The organism is Clostridium sp. 1001271st1 H5 (genome assembly GCF_005845215.1).
Classification (GTDB): Bacteria; Bacillota; Clostridia; order Lachnospirales; family Lachnospiraceae; genus Enterocloster.
Window position 1 is genome coordinate 87433 of the sequence record NZ_SPHO01000020.1, and the last position, 17818, is coordinate 105250.

General features: G+C 49.3%; 14 protein-coding genes. 9 read left to right on the forward strand and 5 right to left on the reverse strand.

Annotated elements, in window-relative coordinates; genetic code table 11:
- Positions 1-81 precede the first annotated feature (81 nt).
- The 5 genes from FGS84_RS24025 to FGS84_RS24045 all read left to right on the forward strand — a co-directional run bounded on the left by FGS84_RS24025 (position 82) and on the right by FGS84_RS24045 (position 5890).
- Positions 82-621 (forward strand): flavodoxin family protein, encoded by a 540-nt coding sequence (locus FGS84_RS24025; protein ID WP_138310846.1) that lies wholly within the window; start codon positions 82-84, stop codon positions 619-621.
- Between the two features lie 321 nt (positions 622-942).
- Positions 943-1143, forward strand: a complete 201-nt coding sequence (locus FGS84_RS24030) for a helix-turn-helix transcriptional regulator (RefSeq protein ID WP_243130059.1) — start codon at positions 943-945, stop codon at positions 1141-1143.
- A gap of 93 nt (positions 1144-1236) precedes the next feature.
- The gene (locus tag FGS84_RS24035; RefSeq protein WP_138310848.1) at positions 1237-3213 is read left to right on the forward strand and encodes a sigma 54-interacting transcriptional regulator; all 1977 of its coding nucleotides are present in this window, start codon (positions 1237-1239) and stop codon (positions 3211-3213) included.
- A 391-nt stretch (positions 3214-3604) separates the two neighbouring features.
- A complete protein-coding gene (locus FGS84_RS24040; RefSeq protein WP_138310849.1) occupies positions 3605-4642 on the forward strand; it encodes a GntG family PLP-dependent aldolase in 1038 nt (345 codons plus the stop codon).
- A 15-nt stretch (positions 4643-4657) separates the two neighbouring features.
- Positions 4658-5890 (forward strand): dicarboxylate/amino acid:cation symporter, encoded by a 1233-nt coding sequence (locus FGS84_RS24045; RefSeq protein ID WP_138310850.1) that lies wholly within the window; start codon positions 4658-4660, stop codon positions 5888-5890.
- An 87-nt stretch (positions 5891-5977) separates the two neighbouring features.
- On the opposite strand, the gene rpiA is transcribed toward FGS84_RS24045, so the two are convergent.
- The 5 genes from rpiA to FGS84_RS24070 form a co-directional block, all read right to left on the reverse strand.
- On the reverse strand, positions 5978-6778 hold the full coding sequence (gene rpiA / locus FGS84_RS24050) for a ribose-5-phosphate isomerase RpiA (RefSeq protein ID WP_243130061.1): 801 nt from the start codon (positions 6776-6778) through the stop codon (positions 5978-5980).
- A gap of 47 nt (positions 6779-6825) precedes the next feature.
- Positions 6826-8220: a glucose-6-phosphate dehydrogenase gene (gene zwf / locus FGS84_RS24055; protein ID WP_138310851.1), complete on the reverse strand. Its 1395-nt coding sequence runs from the start codon at positions 8218-8220 to the stop codon at positions 6826-6828.
- The gene (gene gndA / locus FGS84_RS24060; RefSeq protein WP_138310852.1) at positions 8204-9628 is read right to left on the reverse strand and encodes an NADP-dependent phosphogluconate dehydrogenase; all 1425 of its coding nucleotides are present in this window, start codon (positions 9626-9628) and stop codon (positions 8204-8206) included. The genes zwf and gndA overlap by 17 nt, the downstream gene beginning before the upstream one ends.
- Before the next feature lie 30 nt (positions 9629-9658).
- Entirely contained in the window at positions 9659-10747 is a 1089-nt protein-coding gene (locus tag FGS84_RS24065) for a beta-propeller fold lactonase family protein (RefSeq protein WP_138310853.1), read from the reverse strand.
- A 375-nt stretch (positions 10748-11122) separates the two neighbouring features.
- Complete coding sequence (locus FGS84_RS24070; protein ID WP_138310854.1) at positions 11123-12610, reverse strand: aldehyde dehydrogenase family protein; 1488 nt, start codon at positions 12608-12610, stop codon at positions 11123-11125.
- Between the two features lie 230 nt (positions 12611-12840).
- Between FGS84_RS24070 and FGS84_RS24075 the strand changes: the two genes are divergently transcribed.
- From FGS84_RS24075 to cas8c, 4 genes are all read left to right on the forward strand, one after another.
- Complete coding sequence (locus FGS84_RS24075; RefSeq protein WP_138310855.1) at positions 12841-13020, forward strand: hypothetical protein; 180 nt, start codon at positions 12841-12843, stop codon at positions 13018-13020.
- A gap of 139 nt (positions 13021-13159) precedes the next feature.
- Positions 13160-15337, forward strand: coding sequence for a CRISPR-associated helicase Cas3' (gene cas3 / locus FGS84_RS24080; protein WP_138310856.1), 2178 nt, complete (start codon positions 13160-13162; stop codon positions 15335-15337).
- Positions 15338-15385: 48 nt separating this feature from the next.
- Positions 15386-16045, forward strand: a complete 660-nt coding sequence (gene cas5c / locus FGS84_RS24085) for a type I-C CRISPR-associated protein Cas5c (RefSeq protein ID WP_138310857.1) — start codon at positions 15386-15388, stop codon at positions 16043-16045.
- Positions 16042-17817 (forward strand): type I-C CRISPR-associated protein Cas8c/Csd1, encoded by a 1776-nt coding sequence (gene cas8c, locus FGS84_RS24090; protein WP_138310858.1) that lies wholly within the window; start codon positions 16042-16044, stop codon positions 17815-17817. Before cas5c ends, cas8c begins: the two co-directional genes overlap by 4 nt.
- Position 17818 lies beyond the last annotated feature (1 nt).

Sequence of the window (17818 nt, forward strand, 5' to 3'; positions counted from 1 at the left end):
AAACGTGAAAATTTTCTTGACTTGAAGTTAACTCCAGATGATAAGATACTGGAAGAAAGCTTAATGAGAGGAGATTTACATATGAGTAAAAAAGTATTGGTTTTATCAGCAAGTCCAAGGAAGGGCGGAAATTCAGACACCCTCTGTGATGCGTTTATCCGGGGAGCACAGGAAGCCGGGAACCAGGCGGAAAAGATTTTTCTGGCGGGTAAGAGTATCGGATATTGCAAAGGGTGCGGTGTCTGTAACACAACTCATAAGTGTGTCCAAAAGGATGATATGGCAGAGGTGCTGGATAAAATGGTTGAGGCAGATGTCATCGTGCTGGCCACCCCTGTTTATTTTTACACCATGGACGCACAGATGAAGACATTGATTGACCGTACAGTGCCCAGATATACGGAAATCCAGAATAAAGATTTTTACTTCATAATGGCTGCCGCGGATACGGAACAGAAGATGATTGAGCGCACCATAGAGGGATTCCGGGGATTTACGCAGGACTGTCTGACAGGAGCCAGGGAAAAGGGAATCATTTATGGAACAGGTGCATGGCAGGCGGGAGAGATTAAAGGGTCCCCGGCCATGGGTCAGGCATATGAGATGGGAAGAAATGTGTAGTTAAAATAAAATGCATGATGGCCTCAGGGTGCGTCATGCATTTTTTGATGCTTGTCTGGCGGTTGTAAATGCAGGGATTCCTTAACCAGATATGTTGTTTTAGGAAAGATAAACAGTGGATTAAAGTGGTTATGCGGTCGGGAATGATGAGTACTAGATGAATGTAATTCTCAGAAAAAATTCGACGAGTTTAGTCCGGACGAAATAAAATATTTGGAATGTATGGATATATGTGACTTATAGTCCGTTGATAAATAAGTCACACTCCGCTACGCTTACCTACAAGAGGTGAGTGCGATGGAGTTTTCTGGTGATATAAAAATGGAAGTTGGAAACAGAATACGCCAATTGAGAAAGGAACGATTATTAAGTCAAGAGGCATTGGCATTCAAGGCAGGTCTGGACCGGACCTATATTGCATCCGTAGAAAATGGAAAACGGAATTTATCAATTATGAGTCTTGAAAAGATTACAATGGCATTGGGCTGTTCCATGGCTGAATTTTTTGAGATATTTGAGTAAATATTCTATACTGAGGATGCAATATGAATGGTTGTTTAGAATTATATAGATAGTCTTTTAGTAACTACATGATAAAAAATCGGAGGGCTTCCCATGAGCCAGATTTGGTACGCTGCTTTCAGCGAAGATTTTGTAGAGCAGGCACAGCAGATATTCAAAAAATTGGATAAGGACGTAATTGTCACGGTATGGGACCCGGAGCTGGTTCCGGAAATGCTGAGGCGCGGGGTGAGCGTCATATTGGGGCGGGGGGCCACGGCTTTGCGAATCCGCAAGGTAGTGGACCTGCCGGTGGTGGAAATTCCCATTCCGTTTGAGGATATGGCAGACACCCTGATTGAGGCCAGCCATTACGGCAGAAACATCGGTGTTATTGGCTATAACAATCTTCTCAGCGGTCTGGAACGCTTAAACCCTATCCTGAATGTAAATATACGGCAGATATTTGCCGTGGATGCAGATGATACCTATCATCAGATCCAGAAGCTTAAAGATGAAGGGGTGGACGTGATTGTGGGCGGCCTTATCCAGACCCGTTATGCAAGGGAATTAGGGCTGCCGGCAGTCCGCATTGAGCTGACGGACAAGTCCCTGTCCTATGCGTGCCAGGAGGCAGAGAAACTGATTGCCACGGTCAAGGCGGCGACCAGAAAGGCGGAGGAGCTTAAGACCATACTGAATACCACCAATGAGAAGTATATAGCAGTTGACATAAAAGGAAATATTACCTGGATGAACCGGGTGGCCAAACCCTATCTGCCCAATCCGGGCGGCCGCGTTTATGACATGCCCATAACGGAGGTATTTCCTGCCTTTGAGGCGGTCTGTGACGTACTGGCGACCGGGGAGGAAATCATACAGGAGACAGGCTCCATCAATGGGGCTGATATTCTCTATGACATGATTCCCCTGACATATAAAAACGAGGAGATACTGGGCGCGGTCATCACCTTCAACGATGCGGGGACCATTACAAGAGGGGAACATAAAATCAGGGATAAAGGCATAAAGGGATTCCAGGCAACCTACTCCTTTAAGGACATATGCGGAAGCAGCCAGCAGATGAATCAGTGCATCCAGCATGCAAAGCGGTACGCCCACACGGACCTGACCGTACTTTTGCTGGGGGAGACAGGTTCCGGCAAGGAGATGTTTGCCCAGAGCATGCATAATGCCAGCAGCCGGAGGAAAGGGCCCTTTGTGGCTGTAAACTGTGCAGCCCTTCCGGAAGGAATTCTGGAGAGTGAGCTTTTTGGATATGATGACGGCGCATTTACCGGCGCCAGGAGAAGTGGAAAAATGGGACTTTTTGAGCTGGCCCACAATGGAACCATTTTTCTGGATGAGATAGGGGAAATGCCCATGTCCCTTCAGAGCAGACTGCTGCGTGTTCTGCAGGAACGTAAGGTTATGCGCCTGGGCGGCGACCGGGTCTTTCCCGTGAACATCAGGATATTTGCAGCCACCAACAAAAATCTCATTGAGCTGGTGAAGGAGCATAAATTCCGGGAGGATTTGTTCTACCGTCTGAACGTGCTGACCCTGAAAATCCCATCGCTGAGGGAACGGGTGGAGGACATTCCTGGCCTGGCTAATCTGTTTCTCAAAGAAGGCGGGGGAAAATGCTGCCTTACTCCGGCTGCACAGAAGGTGCTTACCTCCTACGGATGGCCGGGAAATGCCCGGCAGCTGAGACATTTTATGGAGAAGGTCCGTATCATATGCGATTCCTCCGTTATATCAGGGGAGGCTGCCAGCTATGTGATAGAGAATTATGAACCGCCTTGCGGGATGGAGCAGATTGGAGACTGGACTGCCAGCCAGGAAGGCCATGGAAATGGGAATGACAAGGTATATGGCGGCAGTGGGGATGGCGGCCGGGAGAGCCTGAGTCAGGAGAGTCTAAAGCGGATGGACCTGAGCCGGGAGAGCCTTAGTCAGGAGATAACAGAACAGCTTCTGATGCAGGCAATTGAACAGGCAGGTGGCAATAAAACGAAAGCAGCCCGGATTCTTGGTGTACACAGGAGTACGGTTTGGAGGTATATCAAAAAATATGGAGTAAAGTGATAGAGTATGATTTTGTATATTATGTGCAGTATGAAATATAGCGGTGAGCACCGGATACAGTGCCGCACATGATATCCCATAGGGTGTCGCATGAGACGTCGCATAAAATGTCGCAAGAGATGTTGCGTTAAATGATACGCCACACTTTTGATTTTGAAATGCGACACATGACATGAAACAGCCAAGGTAAGAATCAATTCCAACCGGAATAAATTTGTTTTTTCTACCTTTTTTCGAATCTGAAAACCCAAAAAAACAGCTATATTTTGCAGATATTAACATAAATATCTCTGAATATAGCTGTTTTTTCTCGTATTCCTGTACCAAACAAGAAAAATGGCACAAATATTGCTTGATAATACTGTATAACCATGTACTAGGAGGGAATGAAATGGTAGATTTGAGAAGTGACACCATCAGTATGCCAACCAGAGCAATGTTGGAGACCATACTGGAAGCAAAACTTGGGGATGACGGAAGAACGGATTCCAGAGGAAGGGGTGAGGACCTGGCGGTCAATGAGCTGGAGGACCTGGCGGCAGAGATGACAGGAAAAGAGGCCGCGGTGGTGTTCCCGTCAGGAACACAGGGCAATACATCTGCCATTCTTGCATACTGCAAGCCGGGACAGAAGGTGATGGTAGATGAGATGCAGCATATCTACTTAAGTGAAAAGGTGGTATTTGACCCATCCATCGGGCAGCTTGAGCCGGTTACCTATAAATTGGACCAGGACAATCTGCCGGACCTTGACGATATGCGCCGCATACTGGAGAGCCAGGAAATTGCCCTGCTGTGTATTGAGAATACCCACAACTTTTCGGGCGGTACCTGTGTCCCGCTGGAGCGGATGAAGGCGATTCGTGAACTGGCCCAGGAGTTTGGCGTGCCTGTCCATATGGATGGCGCCAGGATGTTTAACGCAGTGGTGGCCCTGGGTGTGGAGGCACGGGAAATGTGCAAGTATGTGGATTCCGTGATGTTCTGCATTTCAAAGGGTCTGGGAGCGCCTATCGGATCGCTGGTATGCTGTTCAGAGGAATTTTCCAGGAAGGTCAGGGATAAGAGGAAGCTTTTAGGCGGAGCCATGAGGCAGGCAGGTGTGATTGCAGCACCTGGAACGTATGCCCTTAAGCACAACATTGAGCGCCTGGCGGAGGATAATGCCAATGCGGCCTATGCAGCAGAGCAGTTAAAGGATTTAAAGAACACAAAGGTATACGGAAAGGTTATGAGCAATATCATTGTTCTGGATGCCAATGGACTGGGACTTACGCCGGGTGAATACTGCAGCAGGGCGGCTGAAAAGGGGTTATTGATTAAGCCGGTGCTGAAGGATAAGGTAAGACTTGTATTTTACAAGGATATTTCGAGGGAGGACACGGAGAAAGCGGTATCAATTATACGTGAACTGGATTCTTTACGATAAAGGGGGATTTGACATATGAAGATTGCTGGTAAAAAGGTAGGTTTATCCACGCAGATATTTGCAGCCATGTTGTTGGGAGCGATTCTGGGAATCGTTATCGGGGAACCAATGACCAAAGTTGGGTTTATTGGAACCATCTGGCTGAATTGTATTAAGATGATTGTTGTGCCAATGGTACTGGTTACCATTGTAACGGGAGTTGTTTCACAGAAGGATATGAAAACACTGGGAAGAATCAGCTTCCGTATCATGGCATATTATATTATCACCACACTGGTTGCCTGTGCCATCGGCATCCTGGTTACATCCATTGTAAAGCCTGGCACCATAGCCAATTTTACAGGGCTGGCGTCCAAAGAGGTAACAGGCAGCGCGGACATAACGGTAGCTGATTTCTTTACAGGCATGTTCTCATCCAATATCATCCAGACCTTTGCTGACGGCAATATTCTTCAGACGGTTGTCATTGCAATCCTGCTGGGCGTGGCGATTTTAAGAATGAAGAATCCGGAGCACAAGGAAAAGGCAATCAAGGGCATGAACGTGCTCAACGACATGGTATTTTCACTGATTAACATGATTATGCTGGTGTCCCCAATCGGTGTATTCTTCCTGATGGGAGATTCTTTTGGAAAGTACGGAGCCGGTATCTTTACAAGTATGGCGACCCTTGTAGGAACCTATTATCTGGCCTGCCTGGTACATGTGGTACTGGTTTACTGTACTGTTATCTGGGTAACTGCGGGAATCAATCCGCTTAAGTTCTTAAAGGACAGCGCGGAACTTTGGGTGTATACCATCTCCACCTGCTCCAGTGTGGCAGCAATTCCGATTAACATCAAGGTGGCAAAGGAAAAATTCAATGTTCCGGAAACCATTTCCGGTTTCACCGTGCCTCTGGGCTCACAGATGAACTATGACGGCAGCGTTATCCTGTACGGCTGTGTCATCCTGTTTATCAGCCAGACCATTGGTGTCCCGGTTACCCTGGGAACCATGGTGAAAATCATACTGATGTCTGCCATTCTTTCCACCGGCGGCGGCGGTATTCCGGGAAGCGGTATTGTAAAACTTCTGGTCATGGTTACTGCCTTTGGTCTGCCTACAGAGATTGTAGGTATCATCGCTGCATTCTACCGTCTGTTTGACATGGGAACCACAACCAACAACTGCCTGGGCGACCTTGCAGGTACTGTGTTTGTGTCCAAGCTGGAGGATAAGGCAGCTGCCAGAGCGAAATCAGCATAGGCGGATTCAATCTAAGAAAATGAAAAAGTCCCGGGTTCTGCATCATGCGGAGTCCGGGACTTTTCCGGTTGGTTTTATGGCTGCAGCTCAAATATGATGCCGTTCTTCGGTTCCATATTCGGTCCCGATTATGATTTTTCCGCAGATATCGCGAAATAGGCCTGTCTCCAATATGCCGGTCATGGCCTTGAGACGGTGGGCTGCCGCGGGATAGTTCATGTCTTTGCTTCCTGTCAGGTCCAGAATATGATTGCCGTTATCTGTGACAAATATATTTCCGTCTTTTAACCTCAGCTTTGGTATAAATCCTGCTTTCTTTACCTGCTCCTCCACATAAGGCACTGCAAAGGAAGGAACTTCCACAGGAAGCACACACCCGCCCAGGGATTTTACAAGTTTGCTCCGGTCCATAATCCATATGACCTGCCGGGCCCTGCATGCAATGATTTTCTCCCGGAACAGAGCGCCGCCCCCGCCCTTAATGGAATAAAAATCCGGGTCAATGGCATCCACACCGTCGATGGCCAGGTGTATGGTTTGTGCATCCCTCAGGGATATGAGGGGAATACCCAGATGCTGGGCCAATGATTCCGTTCCAAGAGAGGTGGCTGCCGCATGGATGTTCAGGCCGCCGCGGATTCGTTCAGACAAATTTTGAATGAGGTAATATACGGTTGAACCGGTTCCAAGGCCCAGTACCATATTATCGGTTACTTCCATGGCCGCCCGCCAGGCAGCCGCTTTTTTCTGCTCTTCTGTACTGTACATATTCTCTCCTCTGTGCCGGCCGTGCCTCGCCGATGTGCCGCCTTCCGCCGATGTGCCGCTTTCTTCCGATGTTCCGCCTTCCGCCGATGTGCCGCCTTCCGCCGATGTGCCGCTTTCCACCGATGTGCCGCCTTCCGCCGATATCCCGCCTTCTTCCTGCAGACCTCCTACAGCCAGCTATGCCCATGCTGCTCCAGCAGCCGGTCCGCTTCGGCCGGTCCATGGGAGCCTGGTTTATAAGGATACACCGGAAGTTTATTTCCTGCATAGAGTTCCTTCAGACAGCTGATGTAATTCCAGCTCAGCTCTATCTGGTCCCACTGGGAGAACCAGGAGCGCTCCCCCTTCATGCAGGCAGTGATGAGACGTTCATAGGCCTCAGGGGTATTGAGCTGATGAATCAGGCTGCAATTCTGGCAGAAGTCCATTTTGGCCGGGATGATATCTTCTGAGTCGCCGGGGCGTTTGATATTAAACTGCAGATAAACGCCTTCCGTGGGCTGAATCTTTATGATTAGTATATTAGGCTCCACCTCCGGATAAGGGCGGCGGAAAATCACGGCCAGTTCAATTTCGCGCTTTCCTGTCTTTTTTCCGGTCCGGATGTAAAACGGAGTTCCGTTCCAGCGTTCATTGTCAATAAAAAGGCGCAGGGCTCCATAGGTTTCGGTCTGTGAATCCGGTTTTACAAGGGGTTCGTCTTTGTATCCCTCATACTGCCCCAGGACCAGGGTGTTTTCTATGGATGTACCGCCGGCCGGCCGTAAACAGCGGAAGACATCCAACTGGGCGTCGTGCAGCCCCTTGGGGCTGAATTCCTCCGGCTGCTCCATAGCCATGATGGACAAAATCTGGAACAGATGGTTCTGCACCATATCCTTCAGGGCACCGCTGGCGTCGTAGTAACCGCCCCGGGTTTCCACGCCCATGTCCTCCAGAGCGGAAATCTGTACGGATTCAATATAGCGGGAATTCCATACATCCGTAAAAATGGGATTGGAAAAGCGGATTGCCTGGATATTACGGACCATTTCCTTTCCCAGGTAATGGTCGATACGGTAAATATGCTCCGGGCCAAAGAATACTTCCAGCTCTTTGTTAAGGGCTGTGGCAGCAGCCAGGTTTTCACCAAAGGGTTTTTCCAGTATAACCTTGCCGGAGGCGGAGCCGCGGACCAGCTTAAGCCCCTCTGTGATGGCTTTGAAAAAGCGGGGCGCCACTGCAAAATAAAAGATGTGTGACAGGATATCATTTTTTCTGTAATACTCATTCAGTCCCTGGTATTGTCCTAAATCAGAGAAATCCATCCGGTAATAATCTATTTTTTCTGCAAAACAGCCGAATGTATGTTCCTCAAAGGAGAGCCGGGTGAATTTCTCCACCCAGTCCCTGGCAATCTGACGGTAATGGCTGCTGTCATAGTCACGGCGCCCAATGATGGTGATACGGCTGTCCTGCGGAAGCTTTCCAGTGATATCCATGGTGTAAAGGGCAGGCAGGAGCTTGCGGAAGGTGAGGTCTCCGGTTCCTCCGAATATGGTGAGGTTAGTGCTGATTTTCATTTGCCCACCTCCATTCGTGGTGGAATACGCCTTCGCGGTCGGTTCTCTCATAGGTGTGGGCTCCAAAGCAGTCCCTCTGGGCCTGAATCAGATTGGCGCCTGCTGCCTTTGCCCGGAATTCATCCAGGTAGGACACTGCATTGCAGAGGGCGGGAATGGGAAGGCCGCTCATGACGCCTGTGGAAACGGCCTGACGCAGACTGTCCTGGTGCTCATTGATGCGTGACAGGAAGAAACGGTCGAATATCAGGCTTTCCGGCTTCGGCTCAGCTTCAAAGGCATGGGTGATGTCATTTAAGAAAACAGCCTGAATGATACATCCTGCGCGGAATATGGAAGCAATTTTTCCCAGGTCCAGATTCCAGCCGTACTGTACGGATGCATCCTGCATCAGTGAGAAGCCCTGGGCATATGCAATGATTTTTCCTGTATACAGGGCCTGGCGGACCATGGCTGCAAATGACGCCTTGTCAGGGGACAGGCTGATGGACGGGGAATGAATAAGCCCGGACGCCTTTTCTCTCTCATCCAGATGGTTGGACATGATTCGGGCTGTGCAGGCGGAGGTAATCATAGAGATATCCACGCCCTGTCTCAAGGCTTCTATGCTGGCCCATCTTCCGGTTCCCTTTTGCTTGGCGCTGTCTCTGATGCGGTCGATGAGCGCTCCGCCGGCCAGGTCATCAGCCTCCCGGAAAATACCGGCTGTAATGCCTATCAGGTAACTGCGAAGCTCCCCGTCATTCCAGGATTGAAAGGTATCGGCCATCTCCTGATTGGTAAAGCCGCCTACATATTTTAGCAGGAGATAGGATTCAGCAATCAGCTGCATGTCTGCATATTCAATGCCGTTGTGGACCATTTTTACATAATGCCCTGCCCCGTCAGGGCCGATATAGGCGCAGCAGGGTTCGTCCATGGCCCTGGCAGCAATGGCTTCCAGTATGGGACGAACTGATTGGTAAGCCCCGGCATCACCGCCGGGCATGATGGAGGGACCAAACCGGGCGCCTTCCTCACCGCCGGAGATGCCAACTCCAAGATAATGAATCCCTTTGTCCGCCAGCAGGGCTGCCCGCCTTCTGGTATCCTCAAAAAAGGAATTTCCTCCGTCCAGAATCATATCCCCTTTCTCGAGAAGGGGAGTCAGCTGTTCTATAACAGCGTCCACCGGTTTACCGGCCTGAATCATCAGCATAACCTTCCGGGGACGGGAAAGGGCATCTGTCAGATTGGCCAGGTCATAAAAAGGAATCAGGTTCTCATGGGGGTGTTCTTTCATTACCTGGTCTGTGACGGCGGCGCTGCGGTTATAACCGCCCACCTTAAAACCGTGGTCAGCCATATTCAGGGCAAGGCTTCTGCCCATAACGGAAAGTCCTATGATTCCAATATCAAGTTTTGTCATGCTATTACCTCCTATCAGGTGAAAAACGGGTTAATTGGTGTGCGGGGAAAGAACAATGGAAACAGCCTCCGGCGCAGGCACACGGGAACATATTTCCATGAGCTGTCCTGTTTCCGGGTTAATCTGAAAGCTCACAAGGCCGCCCTGGGTCCGGTTTGCAACCAGCAGGTACCTTCCGTCCGGGGTGAGAACCATGTCGCGGGGATGGACGCCTCCGCACCCGGTCTGCTGGATTTGCTCCAGATGCCCCTGGTGTATCCTGAAAACCGTTATGACTTCGGCAAAGCGGGTGGATACATACAAAAAGCGCTGGTCCGGTGAGAGACGAATGGCCGCGGACGCAGGAGATTCCTTATACACTGCGTCTGAAGGGAAAAGCGGGTAAATTTGCATAAGCCTCATGGTAAAGTCCGGAAGAGATATACTGCTGCTGTCTGCCCCGGAGGCAGTAGTTTCCGTCAGTCCATAGACAAAGACCTGATTGCTCAGCTCGCTGACAAGGAATAGCTGCGTATGGTCCTTGTCAAAAATTCCGTGTCGGGGGCCTGTGCCTGTGGGAAAGGCCAGTTCAGATACAAGGGCAAAATCCATATGGCGGTCAAACACCATCACTTTATCCAGCAGCAGGCAGGGAACCATCATATAATGACTGTGAAACAAAATCTGATGGCATCCGGCTTTGGGTGCAATGAGAATTTTTTTAACCGGTTTAAGGTACCGGCGGGCCGGACATTTTTCGTGTCCGTGGAAATTGGCCTCATGTTTTATCTCATATATCAGTATGGCGCCTTCGTGGTAGTTGGCCGTGTATATATATCGTTCATCCTGGGCAACGTAGCATGCCGGTGAGGATTCATCGAAGTATTCGCCAACCAGTGGAACAGAGGCATTCTCTTTATTATGGGCTGTATCCAGAAGACATATCCCGGACCTGGCCTCCCTTTTTAAAGGAGAGGCCAGCATGGCGTCCTTAAGGGAAAGATACTTACAATCCGGGGCTTCATAATATAATTCAGGGTAAGACATTGCCCCATTCCTTAAATCAATGGTAAAACGGTAAATGCCCAGGCTGTCAGGCGAGGCATAGGTACCCAGAAATCCGGTGAGGGTGTTGTTCATGGCAGTTCCTTTCTGAATAAACTGTAATCAAATAAATATCAGTTCCTATCTGTAATTATAAAAGTTACAGTACTATATGTCAAGCGGTATTTGAGAATAGTTTCAAGAGCATTTTTTTGTTGTTAGGATGCGCCATATTTACGGATTGATGCAGTGGGAGGAGCTTGGAATGAATGGAAGTAAGAAGATTGGCAGTGGTAAAACTGATAATAATAAAGCTGACGGTAATAAAACAGATAATAATGAAACCAATGGTAAATCAGATAAATCATAACAAAACAGGAAATTCCCCATGTATGACATTTATAGGAAATTTCCTGTTTATAAAAATCATTTATTCCTGTTTTCGAAGATTCATAAATCCGCTGTCAGATTCTATTTTGCAGGATAGAATCCGCTGGGAGCCTCGGACAGATTAATCATGATATTCTTCATCTGTGTATAGTGCTCCAGAATGACCTTATGGGTCTCACGGCCGATGCCGGACTCTTTGTAGCCGCCGAATGGTGAGCCTTCCGGAATCTGATTGTATGTATTCACCCACATACGTCCTGTCTCAATGCCCCGGGATACACGGATTGCACGGTTTAAGTCACGGGTCCAGACAGCGCCGCCCAGGCCGTATGCATTGTCGTTGGCCATACGGATGACCTCGTCTTCATCCTTAAACTTAAGGATACAGGCCACCGGGCCGAAAATCTCTTCCTGGGCAACACGCATGTCATTGGTCACGTCGGCCAGCAGGGTAGGACGCATGAAGCAGCCCTTAGCCAGTTCGCCTTCCGTTATACGCTCGCCGCCGCAAATCAGGCGGGCGCCTTCCTGCTTGCCTATTTCCACATAGCTTAAAATCTTCTCCAGCTGGCGTTCATTAATCTGGCTGCCCATCTGGGTTTCAGAATCCCATGATACCCCTACCTTTACATTATTAAATGCCTTTACTGCGTCCTCAAGGAACTTGTCGTAAATATCCTCATGTACGAATACACGGGAACCTGCGCAGCATACCTGGCCCTGATTGAACAGAATGCCAAGCTGGAGGCCGTCAATGGCCTGCTCCCAGTTGCAGTCCGGGAAGAAGATATTGGCGGATTTTCCGCCCAATTCCAGGGTGGCGGGGATGAGACGGTCGGCTGCTGCCAGGGCTACCTGGCGGCCTACCTCGGTGGAGCCGGTAAATGCCAGCTTGCGGAATCCTTTGTGGTCAAGCATATACTGGCCGGATTTTGAGCCGGAACCGGTAATCACATTGAATACGCCCTTGGGAATGACATCCTGTACTAAACGGGCAAATTCAAGAACGGAAAGGGATGTGTCGCTGGATGGTTTAAATACAGTACAGCATCCTGCTGCCAGGACAGGAGCCAGTTTCCAGGCAGCCATCAGGAATGGGAAGTTCCAGGGAACAATCTGACCTACAACGCCGATTGGTTCACGTAAAATCAGGGAAAGGAACTGCTCATCCAGTACATTGGCGCTGCCTTCCTCGGCCATGATGCAGCCTGCAAAGTAGCGGAAGTGCTTTGCGCTCAGCGGGATGTCGATGGCCATTGTCTCACGGATGGGTTTGCCATTGTCCAGGGATTCCACCATAGCCAGGTGTTCTGTGTTTGCGTCGATGATATCGGCGATTTTATTCAGGATTGCAGCACGTTCGCTGGTGGGAACCATTTTCCATGTCTCAAACGCTTTCCAAGCTTCCTTAACAGCATCATCCACGTCATCCTTGGTAGCCTGCGCGCACTCGGCCAGCTTTTCACCATTGGCAGGGCATTTTGTGGTAAATACTTCACCATCAGAAGCGTCCCGCCATTGGCCCCCTATGAAAAGCTGATACCTGTTCTGAAGTTCTGGTTTGTTCATGTAATACCTCCTTGTTTTGTGTTGTTACACTCCTATAAATAAGACTTATAAAAGCCTTGCTTCCGTTTACATTAACTACCATATCATTTTCACATAAAAAATGCAATATTTGTTAAATTGTTTTCATAATAGTTTTTATTTTAACAAATTTTCAGTCATTAAAGATTGAAATAAAAGGAAAGTCACGCTATAATGAAAGAAAAAAATAAAAATCAAGGAGGAAAATTAAAATGGAGCAAAAAAGTCCAGATAAAGTATGTTATCAATTTATCTGTCCCAAATATCCCAGGTGCGCGAGGGCAAGAGGAAAGGGGTGCTGCATCGAATACCCGGAGGATGAGACACAGATGGTACAGGCGGGGGAGTGCAGTGCTGAGGATGGCTTTCCGTTGTTTGTGGGGGAGGAGTAAGTATATCTATGTTTATGACAGAATGAATCGGGTTCGTTATTTTAAATAAAAGATGAATATGGTAACATTTGTCAAAAACATTTAATTTCAGACAAAGATATGTTATAATTTGCACTATAATGGGGGAAGGGGGGAACCTATGCAGTACTATGCGCATATCAGTGACGACAAGGTACGCAAGCAGACCGTGAAGGAACATCTGACAGGGACAGCCAGGCTGTCCGGATTGTTTGCAGAGGCATTCCGATGCGGAGAATGGGGGTATGGATGCGGAATCCTGCACGATATAGGGAAATATTCCCAGGGATTCAGAAAGCGTCTGGAGGGCGGTTCCATGATAGACCATGCCACGGCAGGGGCCCGGGAGATGATGCGTTTGTATGCCAGGTCCAATCCGCTGGCTGCTTATTGTACCGCTTATTGTATCAGCGGCCATCATTCGGGCTTGCTGGACGGGGGAAGGACCGGTGACACAGCAGGGGAGGCCACGCTTCAGGGAAGGCTTAAGAAGCAGCTGGAGGATTACAGCCCATACAAAGATGAAATTGCGCTGCCGGATTTTCCAGGGCTGCCCCTGAGACAGATAGGCAGGGGTGGCTTCAGTCTGTCATTCTTTATCAGGATGCTGTTTTCATGCCTTGTGGATGCAGATTATCTGGATACGGAACATTTCATGCTGGGACATGATGGGGGAAGGGGCGGCCATGATGATATGGACGTACTTCTCAGCCGTCTGGAGAGCCATGTTGGGCCGTGGCTTTCCAATGATGATTTGGCGACTGTAAACGGGAGAAGAACGGCTATCCTAAAGGCATGCCTGCAGGCTGGCAGCAAGGGACAGGGGCTGTACCAGCTCACCGTACCTACCGGCGGAGGCAAGACGGTATCCTCCCTTGCCTTTGCCCTGCGTCATGCAGCGGAACATGGCCTGAGCCGGATTATTTATGTCATTCCGTATACGAGCATAATAGAACAAAATGCCCAGGTGTTTAAGGAAATCCTGGGAAGGAACAATGTTCTGGAAAACCATTGTAATGTAACATATGAAGACAAAGACAGTGAAAAGGAATTGAAATTGGAACAGATGGCAGCGGAGAACTGGGATAAACCGGTGGTGGTCACTACCAATGTCCGTTTTTTTGAATCGCTCTATGCCTGCAGGACCTCCGGATGCCGTAAGCTGCATAATATAGCCAACAGTGTCATCATATTTGATGAGGCCCAGATGCTGCCGGCAAAATATCTGATGCCCTGCCTTCGGGCTATCAGCGAGCTTATCTGTAATTATCACTGTACGGCTGTTATCTGTACGGCCACCCAGCCATCTCTTCAGCCCTTCTTTCCGCCGAAGATACAGGAACTGCAGGCGGTGGAGATATGCCCGGATGTAAAAGGACAGTATGACTTTTTTAAAAGAACAAAGATACACCTGGCAGGTCAGATATCCCAGGACCACCTGGTGAGCCGGCTGGAGGGGCATCAGCAGGTCCTGTGTATCCTGAACAGCAGAAAGCGTGTGCAGCGCATTTACGAATCCATACAAGGAGAGGGGACGTACCATTTATCCACACTGATGTACCCGAAACACAGAAAGGTGCTGCTGAGAGAGATACGGAACCGCCTGTTATCAGGAGAGCCGTGCCGGCTTATTTCCACCAGTCTGGTGGAAGCAGGGGTGGATTTTGATTTCCCGGCCGTGTACAGGGAGCTGGCTGGAATTGACAGTGTGATTCAGGCTGCCGGAAGGTGCAACCGGGAAGGAAGGAGAAAGCCGGAGGAATGCATGACGGAGATATTTACTCTGGAGGAAGAGGAGGATATCCATATACCCCGGGAACTGAAACTGCCTATTTCAGTTGCAGGACAGATTGTACATAAATACGGGGATATATCATCACCTGAGGCCATAGGCGAATACTTTACCAGACTGTACCGGTATAAGGGGGAGGGATTGGATGCAAAGGATGTGGTGGAGCAGTTTGAACAGGGAAGCCGTTCTTTTATGTTTCCATTTGCATCGGTGGCATCCGGGTTCCGTCTGATTGAGAGCAATACCAGGACCATTTTGATTGATATAGAACCGGAGGCAGTGCAGATTGCCATGCAAATCCGAAGGGGAGAGCATAGCAGACAGCTTATCAGGCAGGCGGGACAGTACTGTGTAAATGTCTATGAAAATGATTTTGAGGCGCTGAACGGAGCAGGCCGTCTTGAACAGATAGACCAGGAATTTTATGTCCTGAGGAATAAGGAACAGTATACAGCCGAGAAAGGGCTTGTAATTGACGTAAGCCGCGGTGATGCCGTCATGTTCTGAGTTAGAGTCCCTTATAGGAAAAGGCGTATGCCGGAGAGGAGTGAAGTGATGAGTCGAGGAGTACGGGTCCGGATGTGGGGAGATTATGCCCTTTTCAGCCGCCCTGAGATGAAAGTGGAACGGTGCAGCTATGATGTGATGACGCCTTCCGCGGCCAGGGGGATGCTGGAGGCGGTCTACTGGCATCCGGGGATGCGTTGGGTGGTTGACAAAATCTATGTGAGAAAACCGATTCAGTTTACCAGCATCCGCAGGAATGAGGTAAAGAGCAAGGTATTGGCAGGAAACGTGCTGTCCGCCATAAATGGGGGAGGAAAACCGCTGTACATAAGCAGCAGGGAGGAAATCGTACAGAGGGCCGCCATTCTTCTGCGGGATGTGGAATATGTGGTTGAGGCCCATTTTGAGATGACCCCTAAGGCAACTCCCGGGGATAACGAGGGCAAGTTTAAAGATATCATCATGCGCCGTCTGCGGCGGGGAGAGTGTTATCACAGGCCGTATTTTGGCTGCCGGGAGTTCCCTGCCCGGTTTGCTCTCTATGAAGAGGAGGATGTGGATACTGCATATGAGGGAACGGAAAAGGATTTGGGGTATATGCTGTATGATTTTGATTATTCAGATACAGAGGACATAAAACCCATGTTTTTCAGGGCTGTTATGAAGGATGGTGTTCTGGATGTGAGGAATTGTGAGGTGGTGCGATGATTCTCCAGGCGCTTGTTGAATATTATGAAGCTCTTGAACAGAAGGGGAAGATAACCAGTCCGGGCTGGTGCAGGGCCAAGGCTGCGTACGGCCTGGATATTTCAAGGCAGGGGGAGCTTAAGGCTGTCATTCCCCTTAAGCAGGAGCAGCAGAGAGGTAAAAAGACAGTCATGGTACCGCAAAACCTTACGGTACCTCAGATGGTTTCCCGTTCTTCCGGCGTATCAGCCAATTTCCTGTGCGACCATTCCGGTTATATGCTGGGAATCGATAATAAGGGGAAGCCGGAGCGGTCCAGGGAATGTTTTGAGTGTGCCAGAAAGCGGCATCAGGACATCCTTGGGAATATCAGCAGTCCTGCAGCCGTGGCGGTGTGCCGTTTTTTTGACTGCTGGGCGCCGGACCAGGCAGCAGATAATCCATGTCTTATGCCGGAACTGGAGGAGATAATATCTGGATGTAATCTGGTGTTCCTGGTGGAGGGAGAGTACGCCCATGAGGACCCGGATATAAGACAGGCATGGGAAGCGTACAGCAGACAGTCCGGTACCGGACCTGTGGGTGTCTGCCTTGTAACGGGGCGCAGGGAGGAAATCGCCAGGATTCACGGCACCATCAAAGGCGTACAGGGAGCCCAGTCCAGCGGGGCTGCGCTGGTTTCCTTTAATGCGCCGGCCTTTGAATCCTACGGAAAGGAGCAGAGCTTTAATGCACCGGTGGGAACATACGCGGCCTACGCCTATACCACGGCGCTCAATTATCTCCTTGCAGACCGGACGCACGGGACAACCATTGGTGATACGGCTGTGGTCTACTGGTCCGAGGACGGTGACGACCTATACCAGAATATATTTGCATCTGTGTCGGAGCCTTCCATGGAAAACCAGGAAATTGTGGATGGGGTATTCAAGAATCTGGCAGAGGGAAAAGCGGTTGTGGCCCAGGATGTCCTGGACTGTCTGGATATGGGCAGGAAATTCTATATATTAGGTCTGGCGCCCAATGCAGCCAGGCTTGCAGTGCGTTTTTTCTATCAGGACAGCTTTGGAAATATATTAAAGCATATCAAAGAACACTATGACAGGATGGCGATTGTACGGCCCGCAGCCGATGCCTTGGAGTACCTGGGGATGTGGCGTATGCTGCAGGAGACTGTCAATAAAAAGTCCAGGGACAAAAAGCCGGTTCCCAGTATGTCTGGGGCTGTGTACCGGGCAATCATATCCGGCAGCCCTTATCCGGCATCCCTGTATCAGGCCGTGCTTGGAAGAATACGGGCAGAGCAGGATGACGGGGACAGCCGGATTTATAAGATAACCAGGGGCAGGGCTGCCATTATCAAGGCATATCTGCTGAAAAATGGAAATAACAGGGAGGAAATAACCATGGCGCTGAATGAAGACAGTAACAATACTGCGTATATCCTGGGAAGGGAGTTTGCTGTTCTGGAGGCAATCCAGGAGGATGCCAATCCAGGGATTAACGCCACCATAAAGGACAAGTATTTTAACTCTGCATGTGCAACTCCGGCAGCAATCTTTCCCATTTTATTTAAATTGAAAAACAGTCATATAAAGAAGATGAACAATGGGGCAAAGGAGGTATATTACGAAAAAATCCTGGTTGATTTACAGGGAAGGCTGAATGTCGCAGAGGGACAGAAGGCAGCCTGCCCAAAGCGGCTTACCCTGGAGGAGCAGGGAATGTTCATATTGGGATATTATCACCAGACTCAGAAGCGATATGAGAAGAAGATAAAGGAGGAGGCTTAAA

What these genes read in the sequence shown, in the direction of transcription:
- FGS84_RS24025 (WP_138310846.1), top strand. Translation starts at nt 82, where the DNA reads ATGAGTAAAAAAGTATTGGTTTTATCAGCAAGTCCAAGGAAGGGCGGA.
- FGS84_RS24030 (WP_243130059.1), top strand. Translation starts at nt 943, where the DNA reads ATGGAAGTTGGAAACAGAATACGCCAATTGAGAAAGGAACGATTATTA.
- FGS84_RS24035 (WP_138310848.1), top strand. Translation starts at nt 1,237, where the DNA reads ATGAGCCAGATTTGGTACGCTGCTTTCAGCGAAGATTTTGTAGAGCAG.
- FGS84_RS24040 (WP_138310849.1), top strand. Translation starts at nt 3,605, where the DNA reads ATGGTAGATTTGAGAAGTGACACCATCAGTATGCCAACCAGAGCAATG.
- FGS84_RS24045 (WP_138310850.1), top strand. Translation starts at nt 4,658, where the DNA reads ATGAAGATTGCTGGTAAAAAGGTAGGTTTATCCACGCAGATATTTGCA.
- zwf (WP_138310851.1), bottom strand. Translation starts at nt 8,220, where the DNA reads ATGAAAATCAGCACTAACCTCACCATATTCGGAGGAACCGGAGACCTC.
- gndA (WP_138310852.1), bottom strand. Translation starts at nt 9,628, where the DNA reads ATGACAAAACTTGATATTGGAATCATAGGACTTTCCGTTATGGGCAGA.
- FGS84_RS24065 (WP_138310853.1), bottom strand. Translation starts at nt 10,747, where the DNA reads ATGAACAACACCCTCACCGGATTTCTGGGTACCTATGCCTCGCCTGAC.
- FGS84_RS24070 (WP_138310854.1), bottom strand. Translation starts at nt 12,610, where the DNA reads ATGAACAAACCAGAACTTCAGAACAGGTATCAGCTTTTCATAGGGGGC.
- FGS84_RS24075 (WP_138310855.1), top strand. Translation starts at nt 12,841, where the DNA reads ATGGAGCAAAAAAGTCCAGATAAAGTATGTTATCAATTTATCTGTCCC.
- cas3 (WP_138310856.1), top strand. Translation starts at nt 13,160, where the DNA reads ATGCAGTACTATGCGCATATCAGTGACGACAAGGTACGCAAGCAGACC.
- cas5c (WP_138310857.1), top strand. Translation starts at nt 15,386, where the DNA reads ATGAGTCGAGGAGTACGGGTCCGGATGTGGGGAGATTATGCCCTTTTC.
- cas8c (WP_138310858.1), top strand. Translation starts at nt 16,042, where the DNA reads ATGATTCTCCAGGCGCTTGTTGAATATTATGAAGCTCTTGAACAGAAG.